Origin of the sequence: Shinella sp. CPCC 101442, from assembly GCF_024704725.1 — a bacterium.
Taxonomy (GTDB): Bacteria; Pseudomonadota; Alphaproteobacteria; order Rhizobiales; family Rhizobiaceae; genus Shinella.
Window position 1 is genome coordinate 910448 of the sequence record NZ_JALIQS010000003.1, and the last position, 26980, is coordinate 937427.

At 63.5% G+C, this 26980-nt stretch carries 25 protein-coding genes; 14 read left to right on the top strand and 11 right to left on the bottom strand.

Annotation, left to right across the window (positions count from 1 at the left end; all coding sequences use genetic code 11):
* Nucleotides 1-187 precede the first annotated feature (187 nt).
* A complete protein-coding gene (locus MUO32_RS14895; protein WP_257949109.1) occupies nt 188-511 on the top strand; it encodes a hypothetical protein in 324 nt (107 codons plus the stop codon).
* A gap of 57 nt (nt 512-568) precedes the next feature.
* Here MUO32_RS14895 and MUO32_RS14900 read toward each other — a convergent pair whose 3' ends face one another.
* Both MUO32_RS14900 and glpK read right to left on the bottom strand, forming a co-directional pair.
* On the bottom strand, nt 569-973 hold the full coding sequence (locus MUO32_RS14900) for a YkgJ family cysteine cluster protein (RefSeq protein WP_257949110.1): 405 nt from the start codon (nt 971-973) through the stop codon (nt 569-571).
* A 46-nt stretch (nt 974-1019) separates the two neighbouring features.
* Nucleotides 1020-2513, bottom strand: a complete 1494-nt coding sequence (gene glpK, locus MUO32_RS14905) for a glycerol kinase GlpK (protein WP_257949111.1) — start codon at nt 2511-2513, stop codon at nt 1020-1022.
* A gap of 194 nt (nt 2514-2707) precedes the next feature.
* Here glpK and MUO32_RS14910 point away from each other — a divergent pair, with 194 nt between their 5' ends.
* From MUO32_RS14910 to xdhC, 4 genes are read left to right on the top strand one after another with little or no spacing between them, the layout of a single operon-like run.
* A complete protein-coding gene (locus MUO32_RS14910; RefSeq protein ID WP_257949112.1) occupies nt 2708-3481 on the top strand; it encodes a 3-hydroxybutyrate dehydrogenase in 774 nt (257 codons plus the stop codon).
* A gap of 9 nt (nt 3482-3490) precedes the next feature.
* Nucleotides 3491-4966, top strand: coding sequence for a xanthine dehydrogenase small subunit (gene xdhA / locus MUO32_RS14915; protein ID WP_257949113.1), 1476 nt, complete (start codon nt 3491-3493; stop codon nt 4964-4966).
* A 19-nt stretch (nt 4967-4985) separates the two neighbouring features.
* Entirely contained in the window at nt 4986-7331 is a 2346-nt protein-coding gene (gene xdhB, locus MUO32_RS14920) for a xanthine dehydrogenase molybdopterin binding subunit (protein WP_257949115.1), read from the top strand.
* 1 nt (nt 7332) lies between these two features.
* Entirely contained in the window at nt 7333-8151 is an 819-nt protein-coding gene (gene xdhC / locus MUO32_RS14925; protein ID WP_257949116.1) for a xanthine dehydrogenase accessory protein XdhC, read from the top strand.
* On the opposite strand, the gene MUO32_RS14930 is transcribed toward xdhC, so the two are convergent.
* Nucleotides 8148-8330 (bottom strand): hypothetical protein, encoded by a 183-nt coding sequence (locus tag MUO32_RS14930; RefSeq protein WP_257949117.1) that lies wholly within the window; start codon nt 8328-8330, stop codon nt 8148-8150. The genes xdhC and MUO32_RS14930 overlap by 4 nt on opposite strands.
* 106 nt (nt 8331-8436) lie before the next feature.
* Here MUO32_RS14930 and MUO32_RS14935 point away from each other — a divergent pair, with 106 nt between their 5' ends.
* Nucleotides 8437-9324 carry a LysR substrate-binding domain-containing protein gene (locus MUO32_RS14935; protein ID WP_257949234.1) on the top strand — a complete coding sequence of 296 codons (888 nt, stop codon included), beginning with the start codon at nt 8437-8439 and terminating at the stop codon, nt 9322-9324.
* 30 nt (nt 9325-9354) lie between these two features.
* On the top strand, nt 9355-9837 hold the full coding sequence (gene greA / locus MUO32_RS14940; protein WP_257949118.1) for a transcription elongation factor GreA: 483 nt from the start codon (nt 9355-9357) through the stop codon (nt 9835-9837).
* A gap of 19 nt (nt 9838-9856) precedes the next feature.
* Here the strand turns inward: greA and MUO32_RS14945 are convergent, their stop codons facing one another.
* Nucleotides 9857-10570, bottom strand: a complete 714-nt coding sequence (locus tag MUO32_RS14945; protein WP_257949119.1) for a glutathione S-transferase — start codon at nt 10568-10570, stop codon at nt 9857-9859.
* 128 nt (nt 10571-10698) lie between these two features.
* On the opposite strand from MUO32_RS14945, the gene MUO32_RS14950 reads away from it, so the two are divergent.
* Nucleotides 10699-11931, top strand: coding sequence for a urate hydroxylase PuuD (locus MUO32_RS14950; protein ID WP_257949120.1), 1233 nt, complete (start codon nt 10699-10701; stop codon nt 11929-11931).
* Between the two features lie 5 nt (nt 11932-11936).
* Complete coding sequence (gene guaD / locus MUO32_RS14955) at nt 11937-13244, top strand: guanine deaminase (RefSeq protein ID WP_257949121.1); 1308 nt, start codon at nt 11937-11939, stop codon at nt 13242-13244.
* A gap of 51 nt (nt 13245-13295) precedes the next feature.
* On the opposite strand, the gene uraH is transcribed toward guaD, so the two are convergent.
* The 4 genes from uraH to puuE are packed head-to-tail and all read right to left on the bottom strand — an operon-like array spanning nt 13296 to nt 15639.
* Nucleotides 13296-13658: a hydroxyisourate hydrolase gene (uraH, locus tag MUO32_RS14960; RefSeq protein WP_257949122.1), complete on the bottom strand. Its 363-nt coding sequence runs from the start codon at nt 13656-13658 to the stop codon at nt 13296-13298.
* Nucleotides 13659-13666: 8 nt separating this feature from the next.
* Nucleotides 13667-14161 carry an ureidoglycolate lyase gene (locus MUO32_RS14965; protein ID WP_257949123.1) on the bottom strand — a complete coding sequence of 165 codons (495 nt, stop codon included), beginning with the start codon at nt 14159-14161 and terminating at the stop codon, nt 13667-13669.
* A 51-nt stretch (nt 14162-14212) separates the two neighbouring features.
* The gene (gene uraD / locus MUO32_RS14970; RefSeq protein WP_257949124.1) at nt 14213-14710 is read right to left on the bottom strand and encodes a 2-oxo-4-hydroxy-4-carboxy-5-ureidoimidazoline decarboxylase; all 498 of its coding nucleotides are present in this window, start codon (nt 14708-14710) and stop codon (nt 14213-14215) included.
* Nucleotides 14707-15639, bottom strand: a complete 933-nt coding sequence (puuE, locus tag MUO32_RS14975) for an allantoinase PuuE (protein ID WP_257949125.1) — start codon at nt 15637-15639, stop codon at nt 14707-14709. The genes uraD and puuE overlap by 4 nt, the downstream gene beginning before the upstream one ends.
* 97 nt (nt 15640-15736) lie before the next feature.
* Here puuE and MUO32_RS14980 point away from each other — a divergent pair, with 97 nt between their 5' ends.
* Entirely contained in the window at nt 15737-16129 is a 393-nt protein-coding gene (locus MUO32_RS14980) for a PRC-barrel domain-containing protein (protein WP_374708653.1), read from the top strand.
* Nucleotides 16130-16136: 7 nt separating this feature from the next.
* Here MUO32_RS14980 and MUO32_RS14985 read toward each other — a convergent pair whose 3' ends face one another.
* Nucleotides 16137-17312 carry an FAD-binding oxidoreductase gene (locus MUO32_RS14985; RefSeq protein ID WP_257949127.1) on the bottom strand — a complete coding sequence of 392 codons (1176 nt, stop codon included), beginning with the start codon at nt 17310-17312 and terminating at the stop codon, nt 16137-16139.
* On the opposite strand from MUO32_RS14985, the gene mnmD reads away from it, so the two are divergent.
* Nucleotides 17311-18033 (top strand): tRNA (5-methylaminomethyl-2-thiouridine)(34)-methyltransferase MnmD, encoded by a 723-nt coding sequence (mnmD, locus tag MUO32_RS14990; protein WP_257949128.1) that lies wholly within the window; start codon nt 17311-17313, stop codon nt 18031-18033. The genes MUO32_RS14985 and mnmD overlap by 2 nt on opposite strands.
* Before the next feature lie 3 nt (nt 18034-18036).
* Here the strand turns inward: mnmD and MUO32_RS14995 are convergent, their stop codons facing one another.
* On the bottom strand, nt 18037-21690 hold the full coding sequence (locus MUO32_RS14995) for a PAS-domain containing protein (RefSeq protein ID WP_257949129.1): 3654 nt from the start codon (nt 21688-21690) through the stop codon (nt 18037-18039).
* Between the two features lie 198 nt (nt 21691-21888).
* On the opposite strand from MUO32_RS14995, the gene MUO32_RS15000 reads away from it, so the two are divergent.
* Nucleotides 21889-23484: a trimethylamine methyltransferase family protein gene (locus tag MUO32_RS15000; protein WP_257949130.1), complete on the top strand. Its 1596-nt coding sequence runs from the start codon at nt 21889-21891 to the stop codon at nt 23482-23484.
* Between the two features lie 6 nt (nt 23485-23490).
* Here MUO32_RS15000 and MUO32_RS15005 read toward each other — a convergent pair whose 3' ends face one another.
* Entirely contained in the window at nt 23491-23943 is a 453-nt protein-coding gene (locus MUO32_RS15005; RefSeq protein WP_257949131.1) for a host attachment protein, read from the bottom strand.
* A gap of 210 nt (nt 23944-24153) precedes the next feature.
* Here MUO32_RS15005 and MUO32_RS15010 point away from each other — a divergent pair, with 210 nt between their 5' ends.
* Both MUO32_RS15010 and MUO32_RS15015 read left to right on the top strand, forming a co-directional pair.
* Nucleotides 24154-25254 carry a DNA alkylation repair protein gene (locus MUO32_RS15010; RefSeq protein ID WP_257949132.1) on the top strand — a complete coding sequence of 367 codons (1101 nt, stop codon included), beginning with the start codon at nt 24154-24156 and terminating at the stop codon, nt 25252-25254.
* Between the two features lie 297 nt (nt 25255-25551).
* Nucleotides 25552-26979, top strand: coding sequence for a DEAD/DEAH box helicase (locus MUO32_RS15015; protein ID WP_257949133.1), 1428 nt, complete (start codon nt 25552-25554; stop codon nt 26977-26979).
* Nucleotide 26980: the final 1 nt, after the last annotated feature.

The following is a 26980-nucleotide window of genomic DNA, read 5'->3' on the forward strand; positions in this document are numbered from 1 at the left end:
ACTCCCGTTGGCTGAAAGACGTAGGAGTAGCGTCTCAACCGACAGGGCGCACCGGATTATTTTTGGATTTTGAGTGAGAGGCGCGGGTTAGGTCGAATTCGACTTACGCCCTTTGCGATTTTTTAAACCGGAACGTGAAATGAAACAACACCAGAAGTTGTTTCTATAATTTACGTAAGTAGCCGAAATGCCGTGGTGGATGCATGTCATTGGTTTTTTGTTGGGCGTTGCTGGCATAATCGCTGGCATCGTGTTTCGCCCATTCTGGCTATCCGATTGGGGAATGCCCACGCTTCTTCTGATCTTGTTCGTCGGAACAGCGGTGATCTGTGGATATGGTGGGCCTGGAAAGCCGCTCGACCCGCTCTTCGGGCTTGCATGCGGATGCCTGATGATGATCGGGACTGGGGTCGCGTTGTATTCCCATCCAATCATCGGCCTAGCAACCATTTTTGGACTAGGCTACCTCGGATCAAAAACGAAATTTGTCAAAAACAGACATAAAGAATGAAGCTGTAACGTCTGTGTGTCGCAGCAGATGAGAACACGGAAGGTGGTCACGAATGGCTCAGATCTTGAACACGTCGTCCTGCCAGAACACAATCACGTAACCACCATTGGGCTCGGCCTCATCCGCCCAGGCGCGTAATTGCGCATGATACGGCTCGCGCCGCCAGATATCGGGATGGTCGGGATCGACGAGAACGGTGATCTGCGGCCCCTGCCGGTAGATCATCATATGCGAGCGGGATGGCTCCCACTCCTGCCCGAGCGATTCATCGACCATCCAGAGACAGAGAAAATCCCGACAGACCGATGGCCGGTCCGCATAGATCGAACAGCCCTCGCCTTCGATGCAATGCCGGCACCAGGCATTGGCCGGCTTGTCGAACAGATCGATATCCGGCAGCCGGCAACAGAGGGTGCAGGTACCGCAGGATCGGCCGGCGACGATGGTCGGGGATGGGTGCATGGGCGACGCATAGCATCCGCAGGCGCTGCCTTGAAGGGGTAGGAAGCTACCCCGCGCTCAGCGTGCGCCGCACCGCATCCTTCCAGCCCTTGATCTTCACCGTGCGGGTCTTCTCGTCCATCTTCGGTTCGAAGCGCGTGTCGCGTGCCCAGGATTTGGCGAACCCCTTGCGATCCGGCCACACGCCCGCGCGCTGGCCGGCGAGCCAGGCGGCGCCCAGCGCCGTCGTCTCCAGAATGGTCGGGCGATCGACGGGCGCGTCCAAAATGTCGGAGAGGCGCTGCATGGTCCAGTCGGAAGCGACCATGCCGCCATCGACGCGCAACACCGTTTCCTTGCCGTTGGCCTTCCAGTCCCTGTGCATGGCGTCGAGCAGGTCGCGCGTCTGATAGCAGACGGCCTCAAGAGCAGCGCGGGCGAATTCCGCCGGTCCTGTGTTGCGCGTCATGCCGTAGATGGCAGCGCGGGCTTCCGGGTCCCAATGCGGCGCGCCAAGTCCGGTGAAGGCGGGCACGAGATAGACGTTCTGCGTCGGATCGGCCTTGGCTGCGAGATCGCCGGTATCGGGTGCCGCCTTGATGACCTTCAGCCCGTCGCGCAGCCACTGCACGGCCGCCCCCGCGATGAAGATCGATCCCTCCAGCGCATAGGTCGTCTCGCCGTCGAGACGGTAGGCGATGGTGGTGAGCAGGCGGTTCTTCGAACGCACCATGTCGGCGCCGGTGTTGAGCAGCGCAAAACAGCCGGTGCCGTAGGTGGATTTCATCATGCCCGGCTCGAAGCAGGCCTGGCCGATGGTCGCCGCCTGCTGGTCGCCGGCAACGCCGAGGATCGGGATTTCCGCACCGAACAGGCTTTTTTCCGTCACGCCGAAATCGGCCGCGCAATCGAGAACCTCGGGCAGCATGGTTTTCGGCACGCGCAGGATGTCGAGCAGTTCATCGTCCCAGTCATTCGTCGCGATGTTGTACATCAGCGTGCGGCTGGCATTGGTGGCATCCGTCACATGCGACTTACCGCCCGTCAGGCGCCAGATCAGGAACGTGTCGATCGTGCCAAAGCACAGGTCGGCCTTCGCGCCCCGTGCGCGTGCGCCCTTCACATTGGAGAGCATCCAGGAGAGCTTGGTGCCGGAGAAATAGGGGTCGAGCAGCAGACCCGTCTTCTTCGTGAAGGTCTTTTCGAGATCCTGCTTCTTCAGCTTGTCGCAGTAGGAGGCCGTGCGGCGGTCCTGCCAGACGATGGCGTTGTGGATCGCCTTGCCGCTCTCGCGTTCCCAGACGACGACCGTCTCGCGCTGGTTGGTGATGCCGATGGCGGAAATGTCGGCGGCCTTGACGTCGGCCTTCTTCAAAGCGGCCTTGACCGACCAGACAACGCTTTCCCAGATCTCTTCCGGATCATGTTCGACCCAGCCGGACTGCGGAAAGATCTGCGTGAATTCCTTCTGCCCGGATCCGACGACCTTCTGGTTGCCGTCGAAGACGATCGCCCGGCTCGATGTCGTGCCCTGATCGATCGCGAGAACATATCCGCTCATGCAGTCCTCCCATTGAGGGCCTCTCCCGGGCCCTTCGAAATCTTCAATACGATAGAAAAACGAATGTCAAAGGAAAATAAAACGCAACTCCGTTTCGCGCCCAGCGGGACTGTAACGCGTGGAAAACGCAATTGTCATCGCTTGAGTTTTAGGCGTAGGCTACCGCAAAGCAGCATGAACTGGAGATTGCAAGCATGAAAAGCGTCGTCGTCACCGGCTCCACCAGCGGCATCGGTCTCGCCATTGCCAGCGCCTTTGCGGAAACCGGCGCCAATGTCGTCATCAACGGCTTCGGCGATGCCGCTGAAATCGAGGCTATCAGGACAAAACTCGACGGCCTCGGCAAGGGCCGCGTCCTCTATCATCCCGCCGACATGACAAAGCCGCACGAAATCTCCGACCTCATCCAGACGGCGGTGGAGGAGTTCGATGGCGTCGACATCCTCGTCAACAATGCCGGCATCCAGCATGTGGAAAAGATCGAAGACTTTCCGCCGGAAAAGTGGGACCAGATCATCGCAATCAACCTGTCCAGTTCCTTTCACACCATCCGCGCCGCCGTGCCGCACATGAAGCGCAAGGGCTGGGGCCGCATCATCAACGTCGCCTCCGCGCACGGCCTCGTCGCCTCGCCCTTCAAGTCGGCCTATGTGGCGGCAAAGCACGGCGTCATGGGCCTGACGAAGACCGTGGCGCTGGAAGTGGCCGAAGACCGCATCACCGCCAATACGATCTGCCCCGGCTACGTGCTGACGCCGCTCGTCGAAAAGCAGATCCCCGATACGGCGAAGGCGCGCGGTATCAGCGAGGCGCAGGTGAAGTCCGACGTCATGCTGAAATTCCAGCCGACCAAGGAATTCGTCGGCACGGACGAGGTGGCGGCGATCGCACTTTTCCTCGCCTCGGATGCGGCAAAGTCGATCAACGGCACCCATATATCCGTCGATGGCGGCTGGACCGCCCAGTAAGGCACGCACATGAGCACGGACACCGGCAGCATCCGCTTCATCCTCAACGGCGAGGACATTTCGCTGCGCCATGTCCCGCCGACAGGCACCCTGCTCGACTGGCTGCGCCTACGCCGCCGCCTCACCGGCACCAAGGAGGGTTGCGCGGAGGGCGACTGCGGCGCCTGTACCGTGCTCGTCGGCCGCGTGGTCGAGGGGCGGCTTGCCTATGAGAGCGTCAATGCCTGCATCCGCCTGCTGGGCTCGATGAATGCCACCCACATCGTGACCGTCGAGTATCTGGCAGGCAGCGACGGTGTGTTGCATCCCGTGCAGCAGGCGATGGTCGACTATCACGGCTCGCAATGCGGCTTCTGTACGCCCGGCTTCGTCATGTCGCTCTACGGGCTCTGGCTTTCCGATCCGGCGCCGAACCGCGCCCGGATCGAAAAGGCGCTGCAAGGCAATCTCTGTCGCTGCACCGGCTACGAACCCATCATCCGCGCCGCTGAAGCGGTTGCCGAGGCGCGGCCGAGTGCCGTCTTCGATCCCATCGAGCGAACGCGAGCGGAAGTTCTCGCCAAGCTGACATCCATGGCCCCGCAGGACACCATCCGCGTCAGCGACGGCGATGGCCGCGTGATCGTGCCGGCCTCGCTTGACGACCTCGCCGCCGTGCTGGCGGAAGAGCCGAAAGCCACCGTCGTCGCCGGTAGCACCGATGTCGGCCTCTGGGTGACGAAACAGTTCCGCGATCTCAATCCGGTCGTCTTCATCAACCACCTCACCGAGTTGCAATCCCTCGAGGAAACGACGGAAGGTATCCGCATCGGTGCCGGCGTCACATATTCGCAGGCCTTCGCCACGCTCTGTCGCCGCTTCCCGGCGCTCAGCCCGCTGATCGACCGCATCGGCGGCGAGCAGGTGCGCAACATGGGCACGATAGGCGGCAACATCGCCAACGGTTCGCCCATCGGCGACACCCCGCCGGCCCTGATCGCGCTCGGCGCCACCCTCACCCTGCGCTCCAGGGAGGGCCCGCGCGAACTGCCGCTCGAACGCTACTTCATCGAGTACGGCAAGCAGGATCGCCGCCCGGGCGAATTCGTCGAAAGCCTCTTCGTGCCGGACCTGCCGGCCGACACCCACTTCGCCGTCTACAAGATTTCCAAGCGTCGCGACGAGGACATCTCCGCCCTTTGCGCCGCCTTCCGCGTCACGCTTGCGCCTGACGGCACCGTCGCCGACGTCCGCCTCTGCTTCGGCGGCATGGCCGGCACGCCGAAGCGCGCGGCAACCGTCGAGGCCGCCCTCCTCGGCAAACCGTGGACGGAAGCCACAATCGAGGCAGCCCGTCCGGCCTTCGAAACGGACTACAAGCCGCTCACCGACTGGCGCGCCACGGCGGAGTACCGCCTGCTGGCGGCAAAGAACCTGCTGATCCGCTTCTTCCTCGAAACGTCAGGCGAAATCGTACAGGTCCGCCGCTTCGAAGACGTGGCGTAAGGCGCGAAGGAGACCTGTGATGGACCAATCCACCTTCGAAGACCGCAAGGCGATTTCCGCGCCGATGCATGCATCGCTGCGCCACGATTCGGCGCACAAACACGTCTCCGGCACCGCCGACTACATCGATGACATGCCGGAGCCCGACGGTACGCTGCATGCCGCGCTCGGCATGGGCGACCGGGCGCATGCGGAAATTCTCTCCGTCGATCTCTCGGCCGTGAAGGCCTTTCCGGGCGTCGTTCTGGTCCTGACCGCAAAGGACATGCCGGGCGAAAACGACATCAGTCCCTCCCACCGTCATGACGAGCCGGTGCTGGCCGAAGACAAGGTGGAATTCCATGGCCAGGCGATCTTCTGCGTCATCGCCGAGACCCGCGACATCGCGCGCCGCGCCGCGCGCCTGGCAAAAATAGAATACCGCGACCTGCCGCACTGGACCGACGTTACCGATACGCTCGAAAACGGCGGCACGCTCGTCACCGAGCCGCTGACGCTGAAACGCGGCGATGCGGAAGGCGCGCTGGAAACAGCACCGAACCGCGTGAAAGGCCAGATGCGCGTCGGCGGGCAGGATCACTTCTATCTCGAAGGCCATATCGCGCTTGCCATTCCCGGTGAGGACGACGAGATCACCGTCTGGTCCTCCACGCAGCACCCAAGCGAGGTGCAGCACATGGTCGCCCATGTGTTGGGCGTGCCCTCCAATGCCGTCACCGTGCAGGTGCGCCGCATGGGCGGCGGTTTTGGCGGCAAGGAGACGCAGGGCAACCAGTTTGCGGCACTCGCCGCCGTCGCTGCCAAGCGGTTGAACCGCGCCGTCAAATTCCGCCTCGACCGCGACGAGGACATGACGGCGACCGGCAAGCGCCACGACTTCCTCGTCGATTACGAGGTCGGCTTCGATGGCGACGGCCGCATCGAGGCGGTGAAGGCGAACTATGCCGCCCGCTGCGGCTATTCCTCCGACCTCTCCGGTCCCGTCACCGACCGTGCGCTCTTTCATGCGGACAACGCCTATTTCTACCCGCATGTCCTGCTGACTTCGCAACCCTTGAAGACGCACACCGTCTCCAATACCGCCTTCCGCGGCTTCGGCGGGCCGCAGGGCCTTGTCGGTGGCGAGCGCATGATCGAGGAGATCGCCTACACGCTCGGCAAGGATCCGCTGGAGATCCGCAAGGCCAATTTCTACGGCCTGCCCGGTTCAGAGCGCGTGCTGACGCCCTATCACCAGACCGTCGAGGACAACATCATCCACCGTATCGTGGATGAGCTGGAGGCCTCATCCGACTATCAGGCCCGCCGCAAGGCCGTCCTCGCGTTCAATGAGACGAGCCGCGTCATCCGCAAGGGTATCGCGCTGACGCCGGTAAAATTCGGCATCTCCTTTACGGCCACCTGGTACAATCAGGCCGGTGCGCTGGTGCATGTCTATCAGGACGGCTCGATCCATCTGAACCATGGTGGAACGGAGATGGGCCAGGGCCTGTTCACCAAGGTGGCGCAGGTGCTGGCCGATGCCTTCCAGGTCGATGTTTCCCGCGTAAAAATCACCGCGACGACGACGGCGAAAGTGCCGAACACCTCGGCGACCGCCGCCTCCTCGGGTTCCGACCTGAACGGCATGGCGGCCTACGACGCCGCGCGCCAGATCAAGCAGCGCCTGGTCGCCTTCGCCGCGGAAAAGTGGGGCGTGAGCCCGGATGAGGTCGCCTTCGTGCCGCACCATGTGCGCGTTGGCGAGGCGCTGATCCCCTTCCCCGATTTCATCAGGCAGGCCTATATGGCCCGCGTGCAACTCTCCGCCGCCGGCTTCTACAAGACGCCGAAGATCCATTGGGACCGGGCGAAGGGCATGGGCACACCCTTCTACTACTTCGCCTACGGCGCCTCCGTCTCGGAAGTCTCGATCGATACGCTGACCGGCGAATATCATGTCGACCGCGTGGATATCCTGCATGATGTCGGCCACTCGCTGAACCCGGCCATCGACAGGGGCCAGGTCGAAGGCGCCTTCGTGCAGGGCATGGGCTGGCTGACGACGGAGGAACTATGGTGGGACGACAGGGGACGGCTTCGCACACACGCCCCTTCCACCTACAAGATCCCGCTCGCCTCTGACCGCCCGAAGATCTTCAACGTCGAGCTCGCCGAATGGGCTGAGGCCGCCGAACCCACGATCGGCCGCTCCAAGGCGGTCGGCGAACCGCCCTTCATGCTCGCGGTCTCCGTTCTGGAGGCCCTCTCCATGGCCGTCGCCAGCACGGCCGATTATCGCCTCTGCCCCAAACTCGATGCTCCCGCCACGCCCGAGCGCGTGCTGATGACCATCGAACGGCTGAAGGCACAAAAAGAAGAGTGAAATGAACTTTCTACAGGACAGTATCGAGGGCTTTCTCGCCCGCGAACATCGCGTCATCATCATCGAAATCACCACCACCAAAGGCTCGGCGCCGCGCGACGAAGGCACCTTCATGCTGGTCGCGCCGACCGAAATCCACGGCACCATCGGCGGCGGACAACTCGAATATATCGCCATCGAAAACGCGCGAAAGCTGCTGGCCGATGCCGGCGGCGAGGTGAAACTCGACATTCCCCTCGGCCCCGAGATCGGCCAATGCTGCGGCGGCCGCGTCGAGATGACCTTCATTGTCGCCGATGAAGAAGCCCGCCGCGCGCTCGAAAGGCGCCTCGCGGAAGAGGAGCGGCAGAAGCCGCAGGTCTGGATATTCGGCGCCGGCCATGTCGGCCGGGCGCTCGCGGAAACGCTGACCCTGCTGCCCCTCAAGGCCTTCGTCGTCGAAGCGCGCGAGACGGAACTCGCTCAATTGACCTCGGAGGTGCACCATCGCCTGGCCGCCATGCCGGAGGCGCTGATCGCGGATATACCGGCAGGCTCCGCCGTCGTGATCGTCACGCATGATCACGCACTCGATTTCCTGATCGGCAGGCAGGCGCTCGGCCGGAGCGATCTGGCCTATATCGGCATGGTCGGCTCGAAATCGAAACGCGGCACGTTCCTGCACTATCTCGAAGAACAGGGCGTCGAACGTGGCGAAGCCGACCGGCTGGTGTTGCCGATCGGCGGAAGCGCCGTCGACGACAAGCGCCCCGAGGTCATCGCCGCGATGACGGCCTCGGAAATGCTTCTCGCCTTCGCGCAATGGCGCAAGGCCACCTAGCCACGGCCATCGAGAAAACCGAGGTCCCGTTTCAGGTGGTCGGACAGTTCGTCCGCCGCCAGCCACGGCAGGCGGCGGCTGCGTCGGCGAAATGAAAAGGCGAGAGAGAGCTTATGCCACAAGCCGGCCAGCCGGTTGCGTTCGCGTCGCACCGGTACTGTCTCTACGATGCATGTCATGGTAAAACCTCGTAAATTCCATCTATTGCTTGCAGGATGCGCCCAGAAATGATGGAACTCCAATCGAACCTTCGTCTGCATTCATAAAGAGAACTTGGCCTTGAAGATGTCGCGCAATTTCCCGCTGAACGCGCTTCGTGTCTTCGAGGCGGCTGCGCGGCATGCCAGTTTTACCCGCGCGGGCGACGAACTCGGCATGACGCAGACGGCCGTCAGCTACCAGATCAAGCTTCTGGAGGAGACGCTGGGCGAAACGCTGTTCCTGCGCCAGCCGCGGCAGGTTCTGCTGAGCGAGGCGGGCGAACGTCTGGCGCCGAAAGTCGGGGAAGGCCTAGCGAAACTCGCCGAGGCCGTGGCGGACCTCAAGGGGGCGACGGAACACAAGCTGCACATCCACTCGACGCCGACCTTCGCCACGCAATGGTTAAGCCGGACGCTGGGCGATTTCCAGCTCAAGCATCCGAACATCGCCGTGCGGCTTTCCACGTCGCAGGACATCATCGACTTTTCCAAGGAAGAGGCGGATGTCTCGATCCGCTGGGGCAAGGGCGACTGGTCGGGCCTGACCAGCCACCGCATCATGCGCATGGACTTCACGCCCATGCTGAACCCGGCGCTGGCCGAATCGATCGGCGGTATCCGGGAGCCTTCCGACCTCCTGAAGTTGCCGATCATCAGCCCGCCGGATATCTGGTGGCGCACGTGGTTTTCCGCCGCCGGCATCGACAATCCGGGGCTCGAACGCTTCCCCCCGAACGAACTCGGCATCCAGACCATCGATGCGCAGGTGGCCATGAACGGTCAGGGCGTCGCAATCCTCAATCCCGGTCATTTCCGCATGGAGATCGCCGCCGGCCTGCTCTACCAGCCCTTCGATCTCACCTGCAACGACGGCCGCGACTACTGGCTCGCCTATCCGGAAAACCGTCGCAACATTTTGAAAATCCGCGCATTTCGCGATTGGATTCTGGCAACGATGCCGGAGGAGGCGTAAAGTGTTGCGGACTAAACCGGAGTTCAGATCTTGAGCGTTGCCTTCATGAAGGAAGAAAGTGCCGAAACAGCAGCGGAAACCCTGCTGCCCGAACGGCCGATTTCTCCCCATCCCAACCTTGTCACCGAGACAGGCCTGAAGGCGCTGGAAACGCAGCTCGCCGAGGCGCGCGCAGCCTTCGAAGCGGCAAACGCGATCGAGGACATCAATGAGAAACGTCGCCAGCTCGCCGGCCCCTCACGCGACCTGCGCTATCTGGTCGAGCGGCTGCGCACCGCGCAGGTAATGGCCGATCCGGTATCGACCGAAAACGTGGCCTTTGGCAGCACGGTGAAATTCAGCCGCGATGACGGGCGGGTGCAGACCTATCGCATCGTCGGCGAGGACGAGGCCGATCCCAAGGCTGGCACGATCTCCTATGTCTCGCCGGTGGCCCGCCTGCTCCTCGGCAAAGGCATCGGCGACGTCGTGACGCTGAATGGACAGGAACTGGAGATCGTCGCGATTTCCTGAGAGGACCGTGCGCCAGGCGCTATCGCCTGCCGTCCAGTTCGGGATAGTGACGGAACAGGTCGTGCTCGTTGCCGGGAAGACGGCGCTCGCTTGCGAGATAGGCGCTGACCTTCGGATGCTCGGCGACCGCCAAGCACAGAGCCCTGGCCTTGGGGTAGCGCTCATCCAGGCTGTTCATGAGCTTCGGGAAGGCATAGGTCAGGCCGTCCATGACCTGGAACAGCGAAAGATCCGCATAGCTAAGCCGGTTGCCGACGAGATACGCCGGGCCTTCGGGGTTGCGCGTCAGGATGCCCTCGAACCAATCGAGGAATTTCGGAACGCGCTCGTCGCGGAACTCGCGGGCGCGGCGCTGTGATTCGGGCTTCTGGTTCTCGTAATATTCGCCCGCGCCGATCGGATGGTGCACGTCATGACCTTCGAGAACGAAGTCGGCGATGGTCAATTGGATCTGGTGCGTCCAGAGTTTCTGCTGCGGCGCTTTTGGCGCAAGATCGAGCCTGTCGCCGAGATAGAGCAGAATGGCGGCAACCTGCCCGACCACCACCTCGCCGTCCCTCAGGAAGGGCGGTGCGAAGGATGGCGTGGCCACCTCGCCGCTCACCCGCGCGATGACGCCGTCGCCCTCCTCCCGCGCAACGTCGCGGTAGGGCGCGCCAGCCGCTTCCAGCGCAAGACGGATAAATTCGCCGCGCCCCTGAATACCTGTCCAGTAGTAGAGTTCGTAGGCCATGCCCCAGAATACACCTGACCGGGCAGAGGTTCCATCCCGCATTGCCGTCGCGGCGCGATCCGCCCTTCCCTCGCCCGCGAATCTTGCGCAATGTGCGTGGGCAAAGACGAGAGAAGGGAACGCCGCGCATGTATGAATATGCCATCGCCTGGGAATGGATGACCTTTGCCGTCCGCTGGCTGCATGTCATCACCGCCATCGCCTGGATCGGCTCGTCCTTCTATTTCATCGCGCTGGACCTCGGCCTCATGAAGCGTCCGCATCTGCCGGCGGGAGCCTATGGCGAGGAATGGCAGGTGCACGGCGGCGGCTTCTACCATATCCAGAAATACCTGGTGGCGCCGGCCTCCATGCCCGAGCACCTGACCTGGTTCAAATGGGAAAGCTACATGACCTGGCTTTCCGGCTTCGCGCTGCTCTGTCTGGTCTATTACGGCGGCGCCGATCTTTTCCTGATAGACCGCAGCGTGCTCGACGTATCGACGCCGGCTGCGATCGGGATCTCGCTCGCCTCGCTGGCGCTTGGCTGGATCCTCTACGACCTTCTCTGCAAATCGCCGCTCGGAAAAAACACCTGGGGACTGATGATCGTCCTCTATTTCATTCTCGTCGCCATGGCCTGGGGCTATACGCAGGTCTTCACCGGCCGCGCTGCCTTCCTGCATCTCGGCGCCTTTACCGCGACGATTATGTCGGCCAACGTGTTCTTCATCATCATGCCGAACCAGCGGGTGGTGGTGGCGGACCTCATTGCCGGCCGCACGCCCGATCCGAAATACGGCGTCATCGCCAAGCAGCGCTCGACCCACAACAACTACCTGACGCTGCCCGTCATCTTCTTCATGCTGTCGAACCACTATCCGCTCGCCTTTGCGACGGCCTTCAACTGGATCATCGCCGCCCTCGTCTTCCTGATGGGCGTGACGATCCGGCACTGGTTCAACACGACCCATGCCCGCAAGGGCAAGCCGACCTGGACCTGGCTCGTCACGGCCCTGCTCTTCCTCCTCATCATGTGGCTTTCCACCGTGCCGAAGGTGCTGAGCGGCGAGACGGCGGATGCCGGCCTTGCCCCTTCCGCGGAACGCTTTGCCGCCAACAGCCATTTCCCCGCCGTGCGCGATCTCGTCTCCACCCGCTGTTCGATGTGCCATGCGGCCGAACCCGCCTGGGAGGGCTTGCGCGCGGCACCGAAAGACGTCGTGTTCGAAAGCGAAACGGCAATTGCCCTGCACGCCCGCGAAATCTACCTGCAGGCGGGGCGCAGCCATGCCATGCCGCCGGGTAACGTCACCGGAATGACGAAGGAAGAACGCGCCCTCATCACCGCCTGGTTCGAAACGTCGGTAGAAGGAAGCTGAGCGCCATGACCAAGACCCTCATCCGCGGACGCCTTCTCTCCTTTCTCCGCCGCCCCGAGGCAATCGACGACACGGCAAGCTATCGCTACGAGGAGGACGGCGGCCTGCTGGTCGAGGACGGCAGGATCGTTACCGCCGGCGCCTACGAGACAGTGCGCCTTGAAGCACCCGAGGACGTGGAGGAGATCGACCATCGCCCGCATCTCATCCTGCCGGGCCTCATCGATACGCACGTGCATTTCCCGCAGATGCAGGTCATCGGCTCCTATGCCGCAAACCTGCTCGAATGGCTGAACACCTACACCTTCCCGGAGGAATGCCGCTTCGTCGAAAGCGAGCACGCCGCCCGCATCGCCCGGCATTTCTACGACGAGATGATCCGCCAGGGCACGACGACCGCCGTTGCCTACTGCTCCGTGCACAAGACCTCGGCCGACGCCTATTTCGCCGAGGCGCTGAAGCGCGGCATGCGCATGATCGGCGGCAAGGTGATGATGGACCGCAACGCCCCGCAGGGTCTGCTCGACACCCCGGAAATGGGGTACGACGAGACCCGCGCCGTCATCGCCGAATGGCATGGCAAGGGCCGCAACCACGTCGCCATCACGCCGCGCTTCGCCATCACCTCCACGCCGGCGCAGATGGAGATGGCTGCGGCGCTCGCCCGCGAATTCCCCGACCTGCACATCCAGACGCATCTGTCGGAAAACCACGACGAGATCCGCTTCACTAGCGAACTCTATCCCGAGGCCATCGACTACACGGATGTCTATGCGAAATACGGCCTGCTCGGCCCCAAAAGCCTGTTCGGCCATTGCATCCACCTGTCGGAGCGCGAGGCGGATGCGATGAGCGAGGCCGGTGCGGTGGCGGTGCACTGCCCCACCTCCAACCTCTTCCTCGGCTCCGGCCTCTTTCCGCTGAAGACGCTGTCACGGCGCGAAAAGCCGGTGCGCATCGCCGTCGCGACCGATGTCGGCGGCGGCACGAGCTATTCCATGCTGAAGACCATGGACGAGGCCTACAAGATCCAGCAATTGCTCGGCGAGCGGCTGAACCCCTTCGAGAGTTTCTACCACATGACGCTCGGCAATGCCGAGGCGCTCTCCCTTTCGGATCGCATCGGCACGCTGGAGGCCGGCACGGATGCCGACTTCGTGGTGTTCGATGCGGCCGCAACGCCCGCCATGGCACTGAAGATGGAAGTGGTGCGTTCGCTCGCGGACGAACTCTTCCTGCTCCAGACGCTCGGCGACGACCGCGCGGTGCGCGAGACCTACGTGGCCGGCAAGGCGATGAAGGCGCTGCTTTAAGCCGTTCCAGCAAAAGCGCGAAGCGGTTTTGCCTGCGCAATTGCGAAGAAACTAGCTGCCGCGATAGGTCGAATAGCTGTAGGCCGAGAGCAGCAGCGGCACGTGATAGTGGCTCGTCGGATCGGCAACGCCGAAGCGCAGCGGGATGCGGTCGAGGAAGGCGGGCTCGGTAACAGCCGCACCGCTCTCGCGCAGATAGTCGCCGGCATGGAAGACGAGTTCATAGGTGCCGGCCATGAAGCCGACACCTTCGACGAGCGGAGAATCGACGCGACCGTCCGCGTTCGTGATGGTGCTCACGATATGTTGGTGCTCACCGTTCTCGATCCAGTAGAGATCGACCTTCAGGCCCGCGGCGGGCCTGCCGAGCGCGGTGTCGAGAACATGGGTCGTGAGGCGGCCGATCTTGCTCATGCGTCCTCTCAGGGTTTCTCGATGACGAAGGGTTCCTCAAGGAAGAACTCTTCCAGGTTGACGCCGCCGCCGAGGCGGTCGACGACGAGGAAATCGCTGACGGCGCCGACCGCGATCAGCGGATGGTGCCAGACATTGCGGCGGTAGTTCACCCCCTGCCGCCCGCCGGCGCGAAACACCTGCGGCTTGCCGGGCCTGCCGTCCACGTCTTCCGCCACCACCACCAGCCACGGCCGGTCATCGAGCGGCGAAAAGCTCTGGCTGCCGAAGGGATGGCGCTCCATCATATCCACGGCATAGGGGAAGGATCGGGGCGCGCCGCGAAACAGGTTGATGATCACCTTCGCATCCTCGCCCACCGCCTCGGCCTCGGCAAGCGCGTGATAGCGCTCGGTCGTGCCGCCGTTGATATAGCGCATCGACGCGGGATCGGCCTCGATGACGGTGCCGAAGGGCGCAAACGCCTCTCGCGTCAGGGGTTGGATTTCGAGCTTCTCAGCCATCGGACAGCCCTCCCGGGGAGAGGAAGGGCAGTCGTAGGTCATCGGGCATTGTCAATCTCCGGGGAGCAGAGCAGTCAATCTCAGGAGCGCGATGCGCTCCACCTGGGTTTTCGCGGTTTCGAACTCGACCTCGGCCGAATTGCCGACGCGGGCTTCGAAGGCCTCGAGAATATCATCCTTGGTAAGCCCCTTCACGGCAATGATGAAGGGGAAACCGTACTTCTCCGTATAGGCCGTGTTGAGTTCCGTAAAGCGGGCATGTTCGGCCGGCGTCAAACGGTCGAGGCCCGCACCGGCCTGTTCCTTGCGGCTGTCCTCGGTGAGGCCGCCGGCAATCGCCAGCTTGCCGGCAAGGTCCGGGTGGGCAACGAGCACGCCGAGCTGCTCGGAATGGCTCGCCTTGCGGAAGGCATCGGTGAGTGCCGCATGCACGCCGCTTGCCGTCAGCGGCTCGGCGACGGCATCGGCGTCTAGCGCACGCTCGGCGATGAACGGGGAATGCTCGAAGACGCCGCCGAAGCGGTCGAGGAAGTCGGCCCGGTCGATCATGCGCCTTTCACCTTCGACGGATGATGGTTCTCGATCCAGTGGCGCGCGATATCGATGCGGCGCGGAATCCAGACCTTCTCATGACCGAGCACGTAGTCGACGAAGCGAGCGAGCGCTGCCGCGCGACCCGGACGACCGACGAGGCGGCAATGCAGACCGATGCTCAGCATCTTCGGACTGCCTTCCGCGCCCTCCTGGTAGAGCACGTCGAAGGCGTCCTTCAGATAGGTGAAGAACTGGTCGCCCGTGTTGAAGCCCTGCGGGGTCGCAAAACGCATGTCATTGGTTTCGAGCGTATAGGGGATGATGAGGAAGGGCTCGCCATCGAGGCCCGGCACCCAGAACGGCAGGTCGTCTGCGTAGGAATCCGAGGAATAGACGAAGCCGCCCTCTTCCATGACGAGGCGCAGCGTGTTGTCCGAAGGCTTGCCCTGATACATGCCGAGCGGGTGCGAACCGGTCAGCTCCTTGTGCAGGCGCACGGCCTCGCGAATATGCTCGCGTTCCTTCTCCTCGGAAAAGTCCTTGTATTCCAGCCAGCGGTAACCGTGGCTGGCGATTTCCCAGCCGGCTTCCTTCATGGCGGCGACGGCCTCCGGATTGCGCGCCATGGCAAGCGTCACGCCATAGACGGTCGTGGTGACGTTGCGGCTGGTGAACAGCCGGTGCAGGCGCCAGAAACCGGCGCGCGAACCGTATTCGTAGATCGATTCCATGTTGAGGTTGCGCTGGCCCGGCCAGGGCTGCGCACCGACGATCTCCGACAGAAGGTTTTCCGACGCCGCATCGCCATCGAGGATGCAGCTCTCAGCGCCCTCTTCGTAGTTCACGACGAACTGGACGGCGATGTTGGCGTCGCCAGGCCAGCGAACTTGCGGCGGATTGCGGCCGTAGCCGATCAGGTCGCGCGGATAGGTCTTTTCTGTCATTCGGTCACCTTCGCAAGGGGGACGGTCGAAACGGAATCTGATGTTCACCCCCGTAAAGAGGAACCATTACCGCCTTGCGCCGTTTTCTGTCCATTACATGCAAGGAGAAACACCTATGGTCATGCAGGATGCAAACATTCGCGAAACCCAGGATCTCATCGCCAGCGACAAGGTGGAGGGCACAAGCGTCTACGGCGCCGATGGCAAACACATTGGCTCGGTGGAACGCCTGATCCTCGACAAGCGCAGCGGCCATGTCTCCTACGCGGTCTTGAGCTTCGGCGGCTTCCTCGGCATCGGTCACGATCATTATCCGCTGCCGTGGGGCAAGCTCGCCTATGACGAAGGTCTTGGCGGCTACCGTGTCGATCTGACGAAGGAACAGGTCGAAGCCGCACCGCACTATGAAAGCGATGCGGAATACGACTGGAACCGCCGCAACGGCAAGGTGATCCACGATTATTACGGCGTTCCGCCCTACTGGATGTAAGGCGGCGTCAGATCCGGCCCGCTTGCTCGATATGAGCAGTCACGGTGAATGAGGGTGGTACGTCAAGCGTGCCGCCCTCGATCTCATCAAGCACAGTGCGGGCAAGCGCGTGCGCAAGACCGAAACTCACCTTGAAGCCACCCGTCATCAGGCTGAGATTGGCGTGATCCGGATGCCGCCCCACCATCGGCTCGCGGCCGATTGCCTTGGGGCGCAGGCCCGCCCAGCGCTGTACTACCGGTGCATTCGCCAGAACAGGTGCCATGTGCCGCGCGTTCTCGACAAGCGCTTCGAGCATGTGATCCGTGCTTTCCGCATCTTCAAAACTGTTTTCGCTCGTGCTGCCGATGGCGACGAGACCATTTTCGTGCGGCACGATGTAAAGCCCGTCGGCGAAGATGACCGGCTGGGCAGGGTCGACGGATGCCTTCAGGAGCGCCGCCTGCCCTTTGACGCCCATTCCGGCCGGCTTGGCGAGCGGGGTCAGGAGCTGAAGAAGCGGGAACGTTTCCACCCCGGCGGCGAGTACGCAATGGCCGAACGAGAGAACCGTGCCGTCATCGAGGCGGCCAAGGCCCGCGGCAGGATCGAGCGCCGCCAGACCCGTGCCTTCCGTAATCTCCACATTCGCGCGGTGCCTGAGCGCAGCCTTCAGGGCCGCGACGAGGCCGCGCGGGGAAAGACGGGCGGCGAGATGGTCGTGGACGAGGCCGTAGGGCATGGCGTCACGCGCCGGCCAGCCGGCAATGGGCGCGGTGTCCAGGAGCTCGAACGCGAAGGCGCGATCGGGTGTCGTCCAGACGGCGCGCGCATCACGCACCTGGCCGATGGCGTTGTCACGGTTCTGTGGCTTTGCCAGCGGAATGAAGCGCCCCGAGCGGCGGTAGCCGGTGGAAAGACCCGTCTCGGCCTCGAGGGCTGCGATTTCCCCTTCCAGAGACACCAACGCAGCGAATTGGAACGCCTTCTTGGCGTTCCACCGATCCGGCAGGTGCGGCATCAATGCACCGAGCACGCCGCCGCTGGCGCCGGATCCTATATACCTGCGATCGACGAGGCGGATGGAAAGGCCTTTTTGCGCGGCGAAAAGCGCCGTCCACAGGCCCATGACCCCGCCGCCGGCCACGAGCAGGTCCACGGGCGATTGACCGGAGGCCTTCACGGGACTATCGGCATTCGGCATGGCAGACCACGATCCCTACAACGCGCCGGAAACCCAAGCGGTCCTCGACTGGCACGAGGGCGATATGCCCTATTCCCGCGCCTTTGACGACCACTTTTATTGCCGCAGCGACGGCCGGCTCGAATGCGGGCACGTCTTCCTCGCCGGCAACGGCCTGCCGCAGCGCTGGCAGCGGGAAGAGACCTTCCGCATCGCCGAACTCGGTTTCGGCACCGGCCTCAATCTCTGCGAAACGTGGCGGCAGTGGCAGGACACCGCCCCGGAGGGCGCACGCCTTCACTTCACATCCTTCGAACGCTTTCCGATGGCACGCGCCGATATCGACCGGGCGCTTGCCCACTGGCCGGAGATCGACCGGCAGCGCGCGGCCCTCACCGAAAACTGGCCGGACGCACCCGAGGGGCGCGTCGAGATCGACCTTGCCCCCCGCGTCCGCCTCACCGTCGTGTGCGGCGCAGCGCTCGAAAGCCTTGCCCGGGAAAAAATACCCTTCGACGCCTGGTATCTCGACGGGTTTGCCCCGTCACGCAATCCGGACATGTGGTCGGTGGAATTGATGGTCGAGGTTTTCCGCCTGACGGTTCCCGGCGGGCGCTTCGGCACCTATGCCGCTGCCGGTTTCGTGCGGCGCAACCTTGCTTCGTCCGGCTTCGCCGTGGAGCGGCGGCCGGGATTTGCGGGCAAGCGCGAAATGCTCTGCGGGGAAAAACCTTCGGCCTGAGGGTCAGCGCAGCATGCCGTTGGCCGCATGTTGCTTGCCACGCTTCAGCCAGCGGTCGATCTGCTCTTCCAGTTTTTCGATACTGATCGGCTTCGCCAGATAATCGTCCATACCGGCGGAAAGGCATTCCTCGCGGTCGCCGTCCAGCACATGGGCGGTCACGGCAACGATCGGCACGCGGTGCCCGGTGCCGCTTTCGAGTTCGCGGATCGCCCGGCTTGCCTGCAGGCCGTTCATCACCGGCATGGAGATATCCATCAGGATCATGCCCGGTCGACTGGCGCGGAACACGTCCACCGCTTCCTCGCCATTGCCGACAAGGCGGAAGCGCAGGCCCGCCGCCATCAGCATCTGGGTGAAGAGGATCTGGTTGACCTCGTTGTCCTCGGCAACCAGCACGTCCAGCACCTCCCCTTCCGCCACGGCAGCACCCGCCGCGTGCGGGCGCAGCGCCAGGATCTTGCCCTCGGCCGTGGGGACAGCGGCGGGCATTGGTCTACCAGCACGTGTCGCCCGCAGAACCTCACCGACCGTTTCGCGCAGGAGATCGGCCCGCACGGGTTTCATCAGATGCGCCTGGATGTCCTGCGAGGAGAGCAGCTTGTCTTCGGACGGAAGGTTCATGGAGGTGAGCACGATGAGCGCGCTTCCGGCCGTCGCCGCGCTGTCGCGCAATGTGCGCACGAAGGCCGGCGAACGATCCGGCTGGTAGTCGAGAAGGATCGCATCGACACGCACACCCATGTCGGCCGCGGCCGTCAGCACCGCGAGCGCTTCGCCTTCCGAGCCGACCGCCGTCGTGTCTAAACCCCAGCCGAGCAGCATATCGTGCGAGGCCTTGCGCGAGAGATCATGGGCATCGACGACCAGGATGCGCGCGCCTGATGTCTTGGCCGGCATGATGCGCGCCGGCAGAGCGGCAACAGCTGGCATCATCGGCAGGCGCACGGTGAAGACCGACCCCCTGCCCACCGCGCTGTCGGCGACAAGCGTACCGCCGAAAAGGCGGGTCAGTCCGTCGGTTATGGCAAGACCGAGACCCGTACCCTCGTGGCGACGTGTCGAGGAGGCATCGACCTGCGAGAATTTCTCGAAGATCGAGGCCATCTTCTCGGTCGGAATACCCGTGCCGGTATCCTCGACGCGAATTTCGATTTCCACCGCGCCGTCCGGTCGCGGACTGGAGGCAAGATCGATCAGCACATGGCCACGGTCGGTGAATTTGACGGCATTGCCGACCAAATTGGTGACGATCTGGCGGAAGCGCCCCGCATCGCCCATCACCGCCGCCGGCATGTGCGCGGCACCGCGTACGACAAGCTCGATATCCTTCTCGGCAGCCTTGGCGGAAAGCAGCGTCGCGACGTCCTCGATCGCCTCCACCGGATTGAAGGCCGTGTCGCGCAGCGTCATCTGGCCGGCGTCGATCTTCGAGAAGTCGAGGATATCGTTGATGATCGTCAACAGCGCATTGCCCGACTTCACCATGATGTCGATGAAGGTCTTCTGCCGCGTATCGAGGTTCGACTTGGCGAGCAGTTCCGCCATGCCGAGCACGCCGTTCATCGGCGTGCGGATCTCGTGGCTCATGTTGGCGAGGAATTCCGACTTCGCCTTGTCGGCCGTCTCGGCGCGCAGCACGAGCCGGCGCAACTCGTCCTCGCGGCCCTTGAGGTCGGTGATGTCGGAGAAGACGATGACGCTGCGGCCACGGCTCGTCGGCGTCACATCGAGCCGCAGCCAGCGCTCGTAGCCGCTCAACACCGTCAACGAGGCCGGCTTGCCGGTGAAGAGAATGGCGCCGAACCGGCTGGCATCCACGGGGTCCTCGCCGACGAAACCGGGGATCTTACGGTCGATGCAGCTCTGCAGCACGTCCTTGACCAGCGCGCCGGGCTGTAGCAGCCGAGGCGGCATCGCGATCATGGTCGAAAGCGCCTCATTGGACAGCACCACCTTCTCGCCCTCGACGATGAGCAGGCCCTGGCTCATGGAGGAGACCGCATCCTCCATCAAGGTGCCGACCTCTTCGAGCGCGCTGCGCGTCTCCAGCACCTCGCGCTCGCGCTCGCGACGCTCGGTGATGTCGATATAGGTGAGAAGGCAGCGCCCGCCCGAAATGGAACGGCCCGCCTCGATCAGCGTGCGGCCGTTCGCATAGGCGACTTCGCGTGCGGCGAAGGTGTCGGAGCGAATGCTGTGCAACGCCTGCTCGTGGCTTTCCGGCGCAGTCGCGCAACCGTCCTCGCATGTCCCGCCCTGCGCCTCCTGGAAGCGCAGCAGCAGGCCGAGCGGCTTGCCCCTGAGATCCGGCAGCGCGTCGTCCCACAGCGTCTCGAAGGCACCGTTGATCAGCTCGATATCGCCGGTCTCGTCGACGACGACGATGCCGACGGGAAGCGACTCCACCACGCTCGCAAGGTCCGCGCGTGCCGCCTCGGCCTCACGCTGCGCTTCGATCAACTGTCCTTCGCGCTTTTTCAGAACCATCGTGTCGGTGATCGAACCGATCAGATAACTCTTTTCGTCAAGCGTCGTGACGCGGTAGAGCCGGGTAATCGTCGGCAGCACGAAACCGTCGGAACGGACATAGTCGATCTCGGTCTCGAACAGTTCGCCGGTGTCCAGCACGAACTGGTTCTGCGCGTGAAACGCCTCGCCCTGCTCCGGATACATGTCGAGCGTGGTGAGACCAAGCAGCTCCTCCGGCTGCTTGCCCGTCAGCTCCACATAGGCCCGGTTGGCGAAGATCATGCGCTGGCTCTCGTCACGCATGAAGCTTGCCACGGGGAGCTCGTCGAGCAGCGCGCGATAGAGACTGATTTCCTGTGAATGCTGGTTGAGCCGTGCCTCGCTCTCTTTCAGCGCCGTCACGTCCAGCCGGAAGGCGATGAGCCTTCCATCCGGGCGGCGCTGGGTGACGAGGCGCATCCAGCCGCCGGCAAGCCGGGCGACCGTCTCGTAGAGCGGCAGGCCGTAGTTTGCCAGGCGCGCGGCAACCCATTGCTCCCGCTCGGCCGGCGTCGTGCGCCCGACCTCCATGTCATGCAGGGCCTCGGTAATGGAGGCCAGGCTGATCGGGCCGTCTGCGAGGTCGCCGACAAGCGTGCGATAGAATTCCCGCATGCAGCGATTGGCGTAACTCAACCGGTTGTCGGCGCCGAAGATCGCAATGCCGGCACCAAAAGCGTCCAACGCGCTTTCGACAGGATCGGCCTCGTCTGCCGGGGTCCCCGCCGCAGACGTCCCTGTCGGCTTGATATCCGTGTTGGCAACAGCGCGAACGGCCGAGGCCAGCGCCTCGATGGAGGGCGTGAAGAGGCCGACGAGGATGGAAAGCGCCGGTGACACGCGTTCGCGCTTCAGCGCGATATCGAAACTTCCACGGCCGAAAGGATGCGCGAAGCGGGCCCTTTCGGGATTGCCGAAGATCAGGCAGCGGCGTTCGGGATCGTCCCGTTCGCCATGCCCGGGCAATTCGCCGATTTCATCGCTGCGCAGGCCGATCATATCGGCGGGGCTATGGCCGAAAAGGGCTGCGTAAGGCTCGTTCACCGCGAGATAACGCAGTTCGCTGCTCTTGACGTAGGCCGGATACGGATGCGCGCGAACGCGCGCCATGGCCGCTACCAGCAATTCGTCTTGAGATTCAGTCACGCATGCGCTCCCCGAAGCGGGACGGAAGAGAAATTTATACCTCTTGGGGAGTATCACCAATCCTTGAACGGATGGTTAACCGATCGTTGCCAAAGCCGCCCTTATCCATGGCGGCATTTCCCTGTCGCAAATGACGGGCCATCGCGTCGCAGGATATGCGATACCGAAAAAAGGCAAACCAGACCGGGGCTGTGCTGCATGGGTGACGTGATCAAACTCGAAAATCACCTCGAACAACCGGAGGCCGAAGATGCCCCCGTCGAGCGTCGCCGACGGGGCGGCGGGCGCGGTGCCGAACGCACGCGGCGCGCACCGGCCACCTCGAAATATCTCAATCTCGTCAACACCACGGCAAAGTCCACGGTGCTTTCGGAAGACGCGCTGGAGGCCATCCATCAGGCCTCGCTGACGATCCTCGAAGAGATCGGCATGGACGTCATCCTGCCGGAAGCCCGCGAACGCATGAAGGCGGCCGGCGCCGACGTGACGCCGGGCACGGACCGCGTGCGGTTCGACCGCGGCCTCATCCTGGACATGCTGGCCTCGGTGCCGTCAGGTTTCACCCTGCATGCCCGCAATCCAATACGCAACGTGGAGATCGGCGGCAACAACCTCGTCTTTGCGCAGATCGCCTCCGCCCCCTTCGTGGCCGACCGCGACGGCGGCCGGCGTGCGGGCAACCAGGACGATTTCCGCAAGCTGGTAAAGCTTGCCCAGTCCTATGACATCATTCATACGACAGGCGGATATCCGGTCGAACCGATCGATATCCACGCTTCCATCCGCCATCTCGATTGCCTGTCGGACATGGTGAAGCTGACGGACAAGGTCTTTCACGTCTATTCCCTCGGAAAGCAGCGCAATCTCGACGGTATCGAGATCGCCCGCATCGGCCGTGGCATTTCCATGGAGCAGATGGAGCGGGAGCCCTCGCTCTTCACCATCATCAACACATCCTCGCCGCTGCGCCTGGACGGACCGATGCTGCAGGGCATCATCGAAATGTCCTCGCGCAATCAGGTCGTCGTCGTGACACCTTTCACGCTGGCGGGTGCCATGGCGCCGGTGACGATCGCCGGCGCCGTCGTGCAGCAGAATGCCGAGGCGCTTGCCGGCATCGCCTTCACGCAAATGGTGCGCAAGGGCGCTCCAGTCATGTATGGCGGCTTCACCTCCAATGTCGACATGAAGACGGGCGCGCCCGCCTTCGGCACGCCGGAATACATGAAGGCGGTGGTCGCGGGCGGCCAGCTCGCCCGCAAATACAACATCCCTTACCGCACCTCCAACACCAACGCCTCCAACACGCTGGACGCGCAGGCGGCCTATGAATCGGCTTTTTCGCTCTGGGCGCTGACGCAGGGCGGCGGCAATTTCATCATGCATTCGGCCGGCTGGAGCGAAGGCGGCCTGACGGCGTCCTTCGAAAAATTCATCCTCGATGTCGACATGCTGCAGATGGTGGCGGAATACCTGACGCCGCTCGATGTCAGCACCGATGCACTCGGCCTCGATGCCGTGCGCGACGTCGGCCCGGGCGGCCATTTCTTCGGCACGCCGCACACGCTGGCGCGCTATGAAACCGCGTTCTATTCGCCGATCCTGTCGGATTGGCGCAACTTCGAGACGTGGACGGAAGCCGGCCGGCCGACGACCTACGATCACGCCAACCGGGTCTTCAAGGAAAAGCTCAATACTTATGAGAAGCCGCCGCTCGACCCGGCTATCGAGGACGAACTGGATGCGTTCGTCGCCAGGCGCAAGGAAGAGGGCGGCGTTCCCACGGATTTCTAAAAGGCGTTACGCATCGAACATGATCGAGCGGACGGACGAGATCAGCTTGTCCGTCGGCAGGTTGGAAAAATTCTTGTCGATTTCAGCCATGGTCAGAGTGCGGGACCTGTTCGAAAGCTTGTTGCGCAGGTCGCCGAGCGTCTGAGGTGCCGCGCAGACGACGAGCCGGTCGAAGGCGCCTTCGGCCGCGTAGCCGTCGATCAGGCCGGCGACTTCGGCGGTGAATTTCTGCTGCTCCTCCCGAACCGGATCGCTCGAATATTCCATGGCGGAACGACCATGCCCGACGGAGGAATGACTGCGGCCGGGCTTGTCGGCCATGATGTCCTGCGCCTTTTTCGGCTCCCAGCGAAAGACCTCCTGCTCCGGGCTCTGCTGGCCGTCCTTCAACAGGTTCACCCCCTTGAGCAGGCGGGCCTGATTGCCGTCGGCGGCGAGAATCCAAGTCGTAGCGGTCATGTTTCACTCCCGTAGCGAGATTTGCGGACTGGCAGCGGATCTGCCTCGAAACGCATCCTGCCCGATTGCGGCAGGGTACGCGCTTACTCAAACGCCCCGCCCCGGCGCATGTTCCGGGTGGTTTTGAAAATGAAGCTGTTGGAAAGCGTGCCGCACCCTATCCCCGCGCCGAAGCGGCCCGTTAGGGTGCCACCGACGACAGGAGCCCCCATGGCAGAACCGCTGAAAAACCTGCTGCATCCCGGACTGGTGACGGACATGGCCAGCCACGTCTCCCGCGTCGCGCCCGGTTTCGACGCTGAGCGCTTCAGCGCATTGGCGACTGACGGCATGGACACGCTGGAACTGATGCAGCGCGCCGAGCGCATCAAGGACGCGCTGGCGCAAACGCTGCCCGCCGACTTTGCCGCGGCAGCAGACATCCTGCGCAAGGCCCTGCCTGATGACACCAGGCCGGGCCTCTCCGGTTGGGCGCTGCTGCCGGTCAACCAGTTCGTCTCCGAATACGGCCTCGGCCATTTCGACCTGTCGCTGGCACTCCTCAAGGCGCTGACGCCGCATTTCACCGCCGAGTTCGGCATCCGCCGCTTCATCCACGCCGAGCAGGACCGCGCGCTCGCCGAAATCTCCGGCTGGGTCACGGACATCAACCATCACGTCCGCCGTCTTGCCTCCGAAGGCACCCGTCCCCGCCTGCCCTGGGCGATGCGTCTTCCGGCGCTGGTAAAACAGCCCGCCCCCATCCTGCCGATCCTTGTCGCCCTCATCGACGATCCCGAGGATTATGTGCGCCGTTCCGTTGCCAACAGTCTCAACGACATCGCCAAGGACCACCCTGCCCTTGTCGCCGATTTCGTGGAACGCCACATCGACGATGCCTCGATCGCGCGGCGACAGTTGCTGCGCCATGCCTCGCGCACGCTGCTGAAGAAGGGCAATGCCAAGGCGCTCGCCAATTTCGGTTTTGCGGCCGCGCGCGGCATCGACACAAGCCTGACGCTCGCAACGCCCGTCGTCGTCTTCGGCGACACGCTTGGCTTTTCCATCACTGTCGGCAATGAAGACACAATGCCGCAACGGCTGATGATCGACTATGCCATCCACCACGTGAAGGCGAATGGCACGCTGGCGCCGAAGGTGTTCAAGTGGAAGACGCTCGACCTTCCCGCCGGCGGCCGGCAGTCGATCGACAAGGCCCACGCCATCCGCGCGATCACCACGCGCGTCTACTACCCCGGCAGGCACCGTATCGAAATTCTCATCAACGGCACGGTTTCCGCCGCTGCGGACTTCGATCTGCGCATGGATTGAGCGACTGCTTTCTCGCAACTGCGAAAGTAGCACTTGACTTTTTGCCGCAAAACAACGACATGAGCCGCAGCGTCGCCCTTCGGCCGCCGCGTGAGCGAGCCTGCGATTTCCCGTTACGGGATGCTAAGAAGGACAAGCGCAAGAGAACGATCCGCCTCCCATTTGCGGATGACTGCGCAGACGATAGCCAACCAACCCACAAGTTCCCAATTCACGCGGGGTTCTTGACGCTGAACGAAACCGGAAACGCATGGTGCGTTCCGGCGATTTGCGTTTGGCGCCCCGAAAGGTATTCAATTGACCACTTTCCACGACCTCGGCCTCTCGCAGACCATCGTCGCCACCCTCACCACGCTCGGCTTTGAAAAAGCGACGCCGATCCAGGAAAAGGCCATCCCGCTCGTCATGGAAGGCTCCGACCTGATCGGCCTGGCCCAGACCGGCACCGGCAAGACGGCCGCTTTCGGCCTGCCGATGATCGAAAAGCTCCTTGCGGACGCCCGCCGTCCCGACCCGCGCAATATCCGCGCCCTCATCCTCGCGCCGACCCGCGAACTGGTGAACCAGATCGCCGATAACCTGCGCGACTTCGTCAAGAAGACGCCGCTGCGCGTCGTGACCGTCGTTGGCGGCGCCTCCATCAACAAGCAGTCTGAAATGCTCTCGCGCGGCACCGACATTCTCGTCGCCACGCCCGGCCGCCTGCTCGATCTCGTCGCCCGCAAGGCCGTGACGCTGACGCAGGCCCGCTATCTCGTGCTCGACGAAGCCGACCAGATGCTCGACCTCGGCTTCATCCACGATCTGCGCAAGATCTCCAAGATGGTGCCGAAAAACCGCCAGACGCTGCTCTTCTCGGCCACCATGCCGAAGCTGATCGGCGAACTTGCCGGCGAATATCTCGTCAACCCGAAGAAGGTTGAAGTGACGCCTCCCGGCAAGGCTGCCGACAAGGTGGAGCAGTATGTCCACCACGTTCCCGGCAAGGACCAGAAGGCGCAGATCCTGCGCAAGACGCTGACCGACAACCCGGATGGCCTGTCGCTCGTCTTTTCGCGCACCAAGCATGGCGCCGAGAAGCTGATGAAGCATCTCGAGCATATCGGCTTCAAGGCCGCCTCCATCCACGGCAACAAGAGCCAGGGCCAGCGCGAGCGCGCCCTCAAGGCCTTCCGTGACGGCGAGATCCGCGTGCTGGTCGCCACCGACGTCGCCGCCCGCGGCATCGACATTCCCGGTGTCACGCACGTCTACAACTACGACCTGCCCGAAGTGGCGGACGCCTATGTCCACCGCATCGGCCGCACGGCCCGCAACGGCCGCGACGGCATCGCGATTGCTTTCTGCACGCCGGACGAAGCGCATCTGCTGCGCGACATCGAGAAGCTGATGGGCATCCAGATCACCGTCGCCAGCGGTGAAGCGCCGGCATTCGTTTCCGCCGGCCCCGGCGGCAAGTCGCGCAAGCCGCGCAGCGGTAGCGGCCATCGCGCCAGCCAGGGTCGCGCAGGTCAGCGCCCGCCGCGCAAGCCATTCAGCGAGGGCGGCCAGGCAGCCGCCGACGGTGGCGCACCCGCAGCCGGCAAGCGCGCCCATGGCGGCCGCCCGCCGCAGAAGCAGGGCGAGCGCCAGAACCGCAACCACGGCGGCGGCAACGGCCAGGGCCGCCCGCAGAACCACGGCAAGCCGCGCCGGCCGGAAGGCCAGCGCCGCGAACAGGCATAAG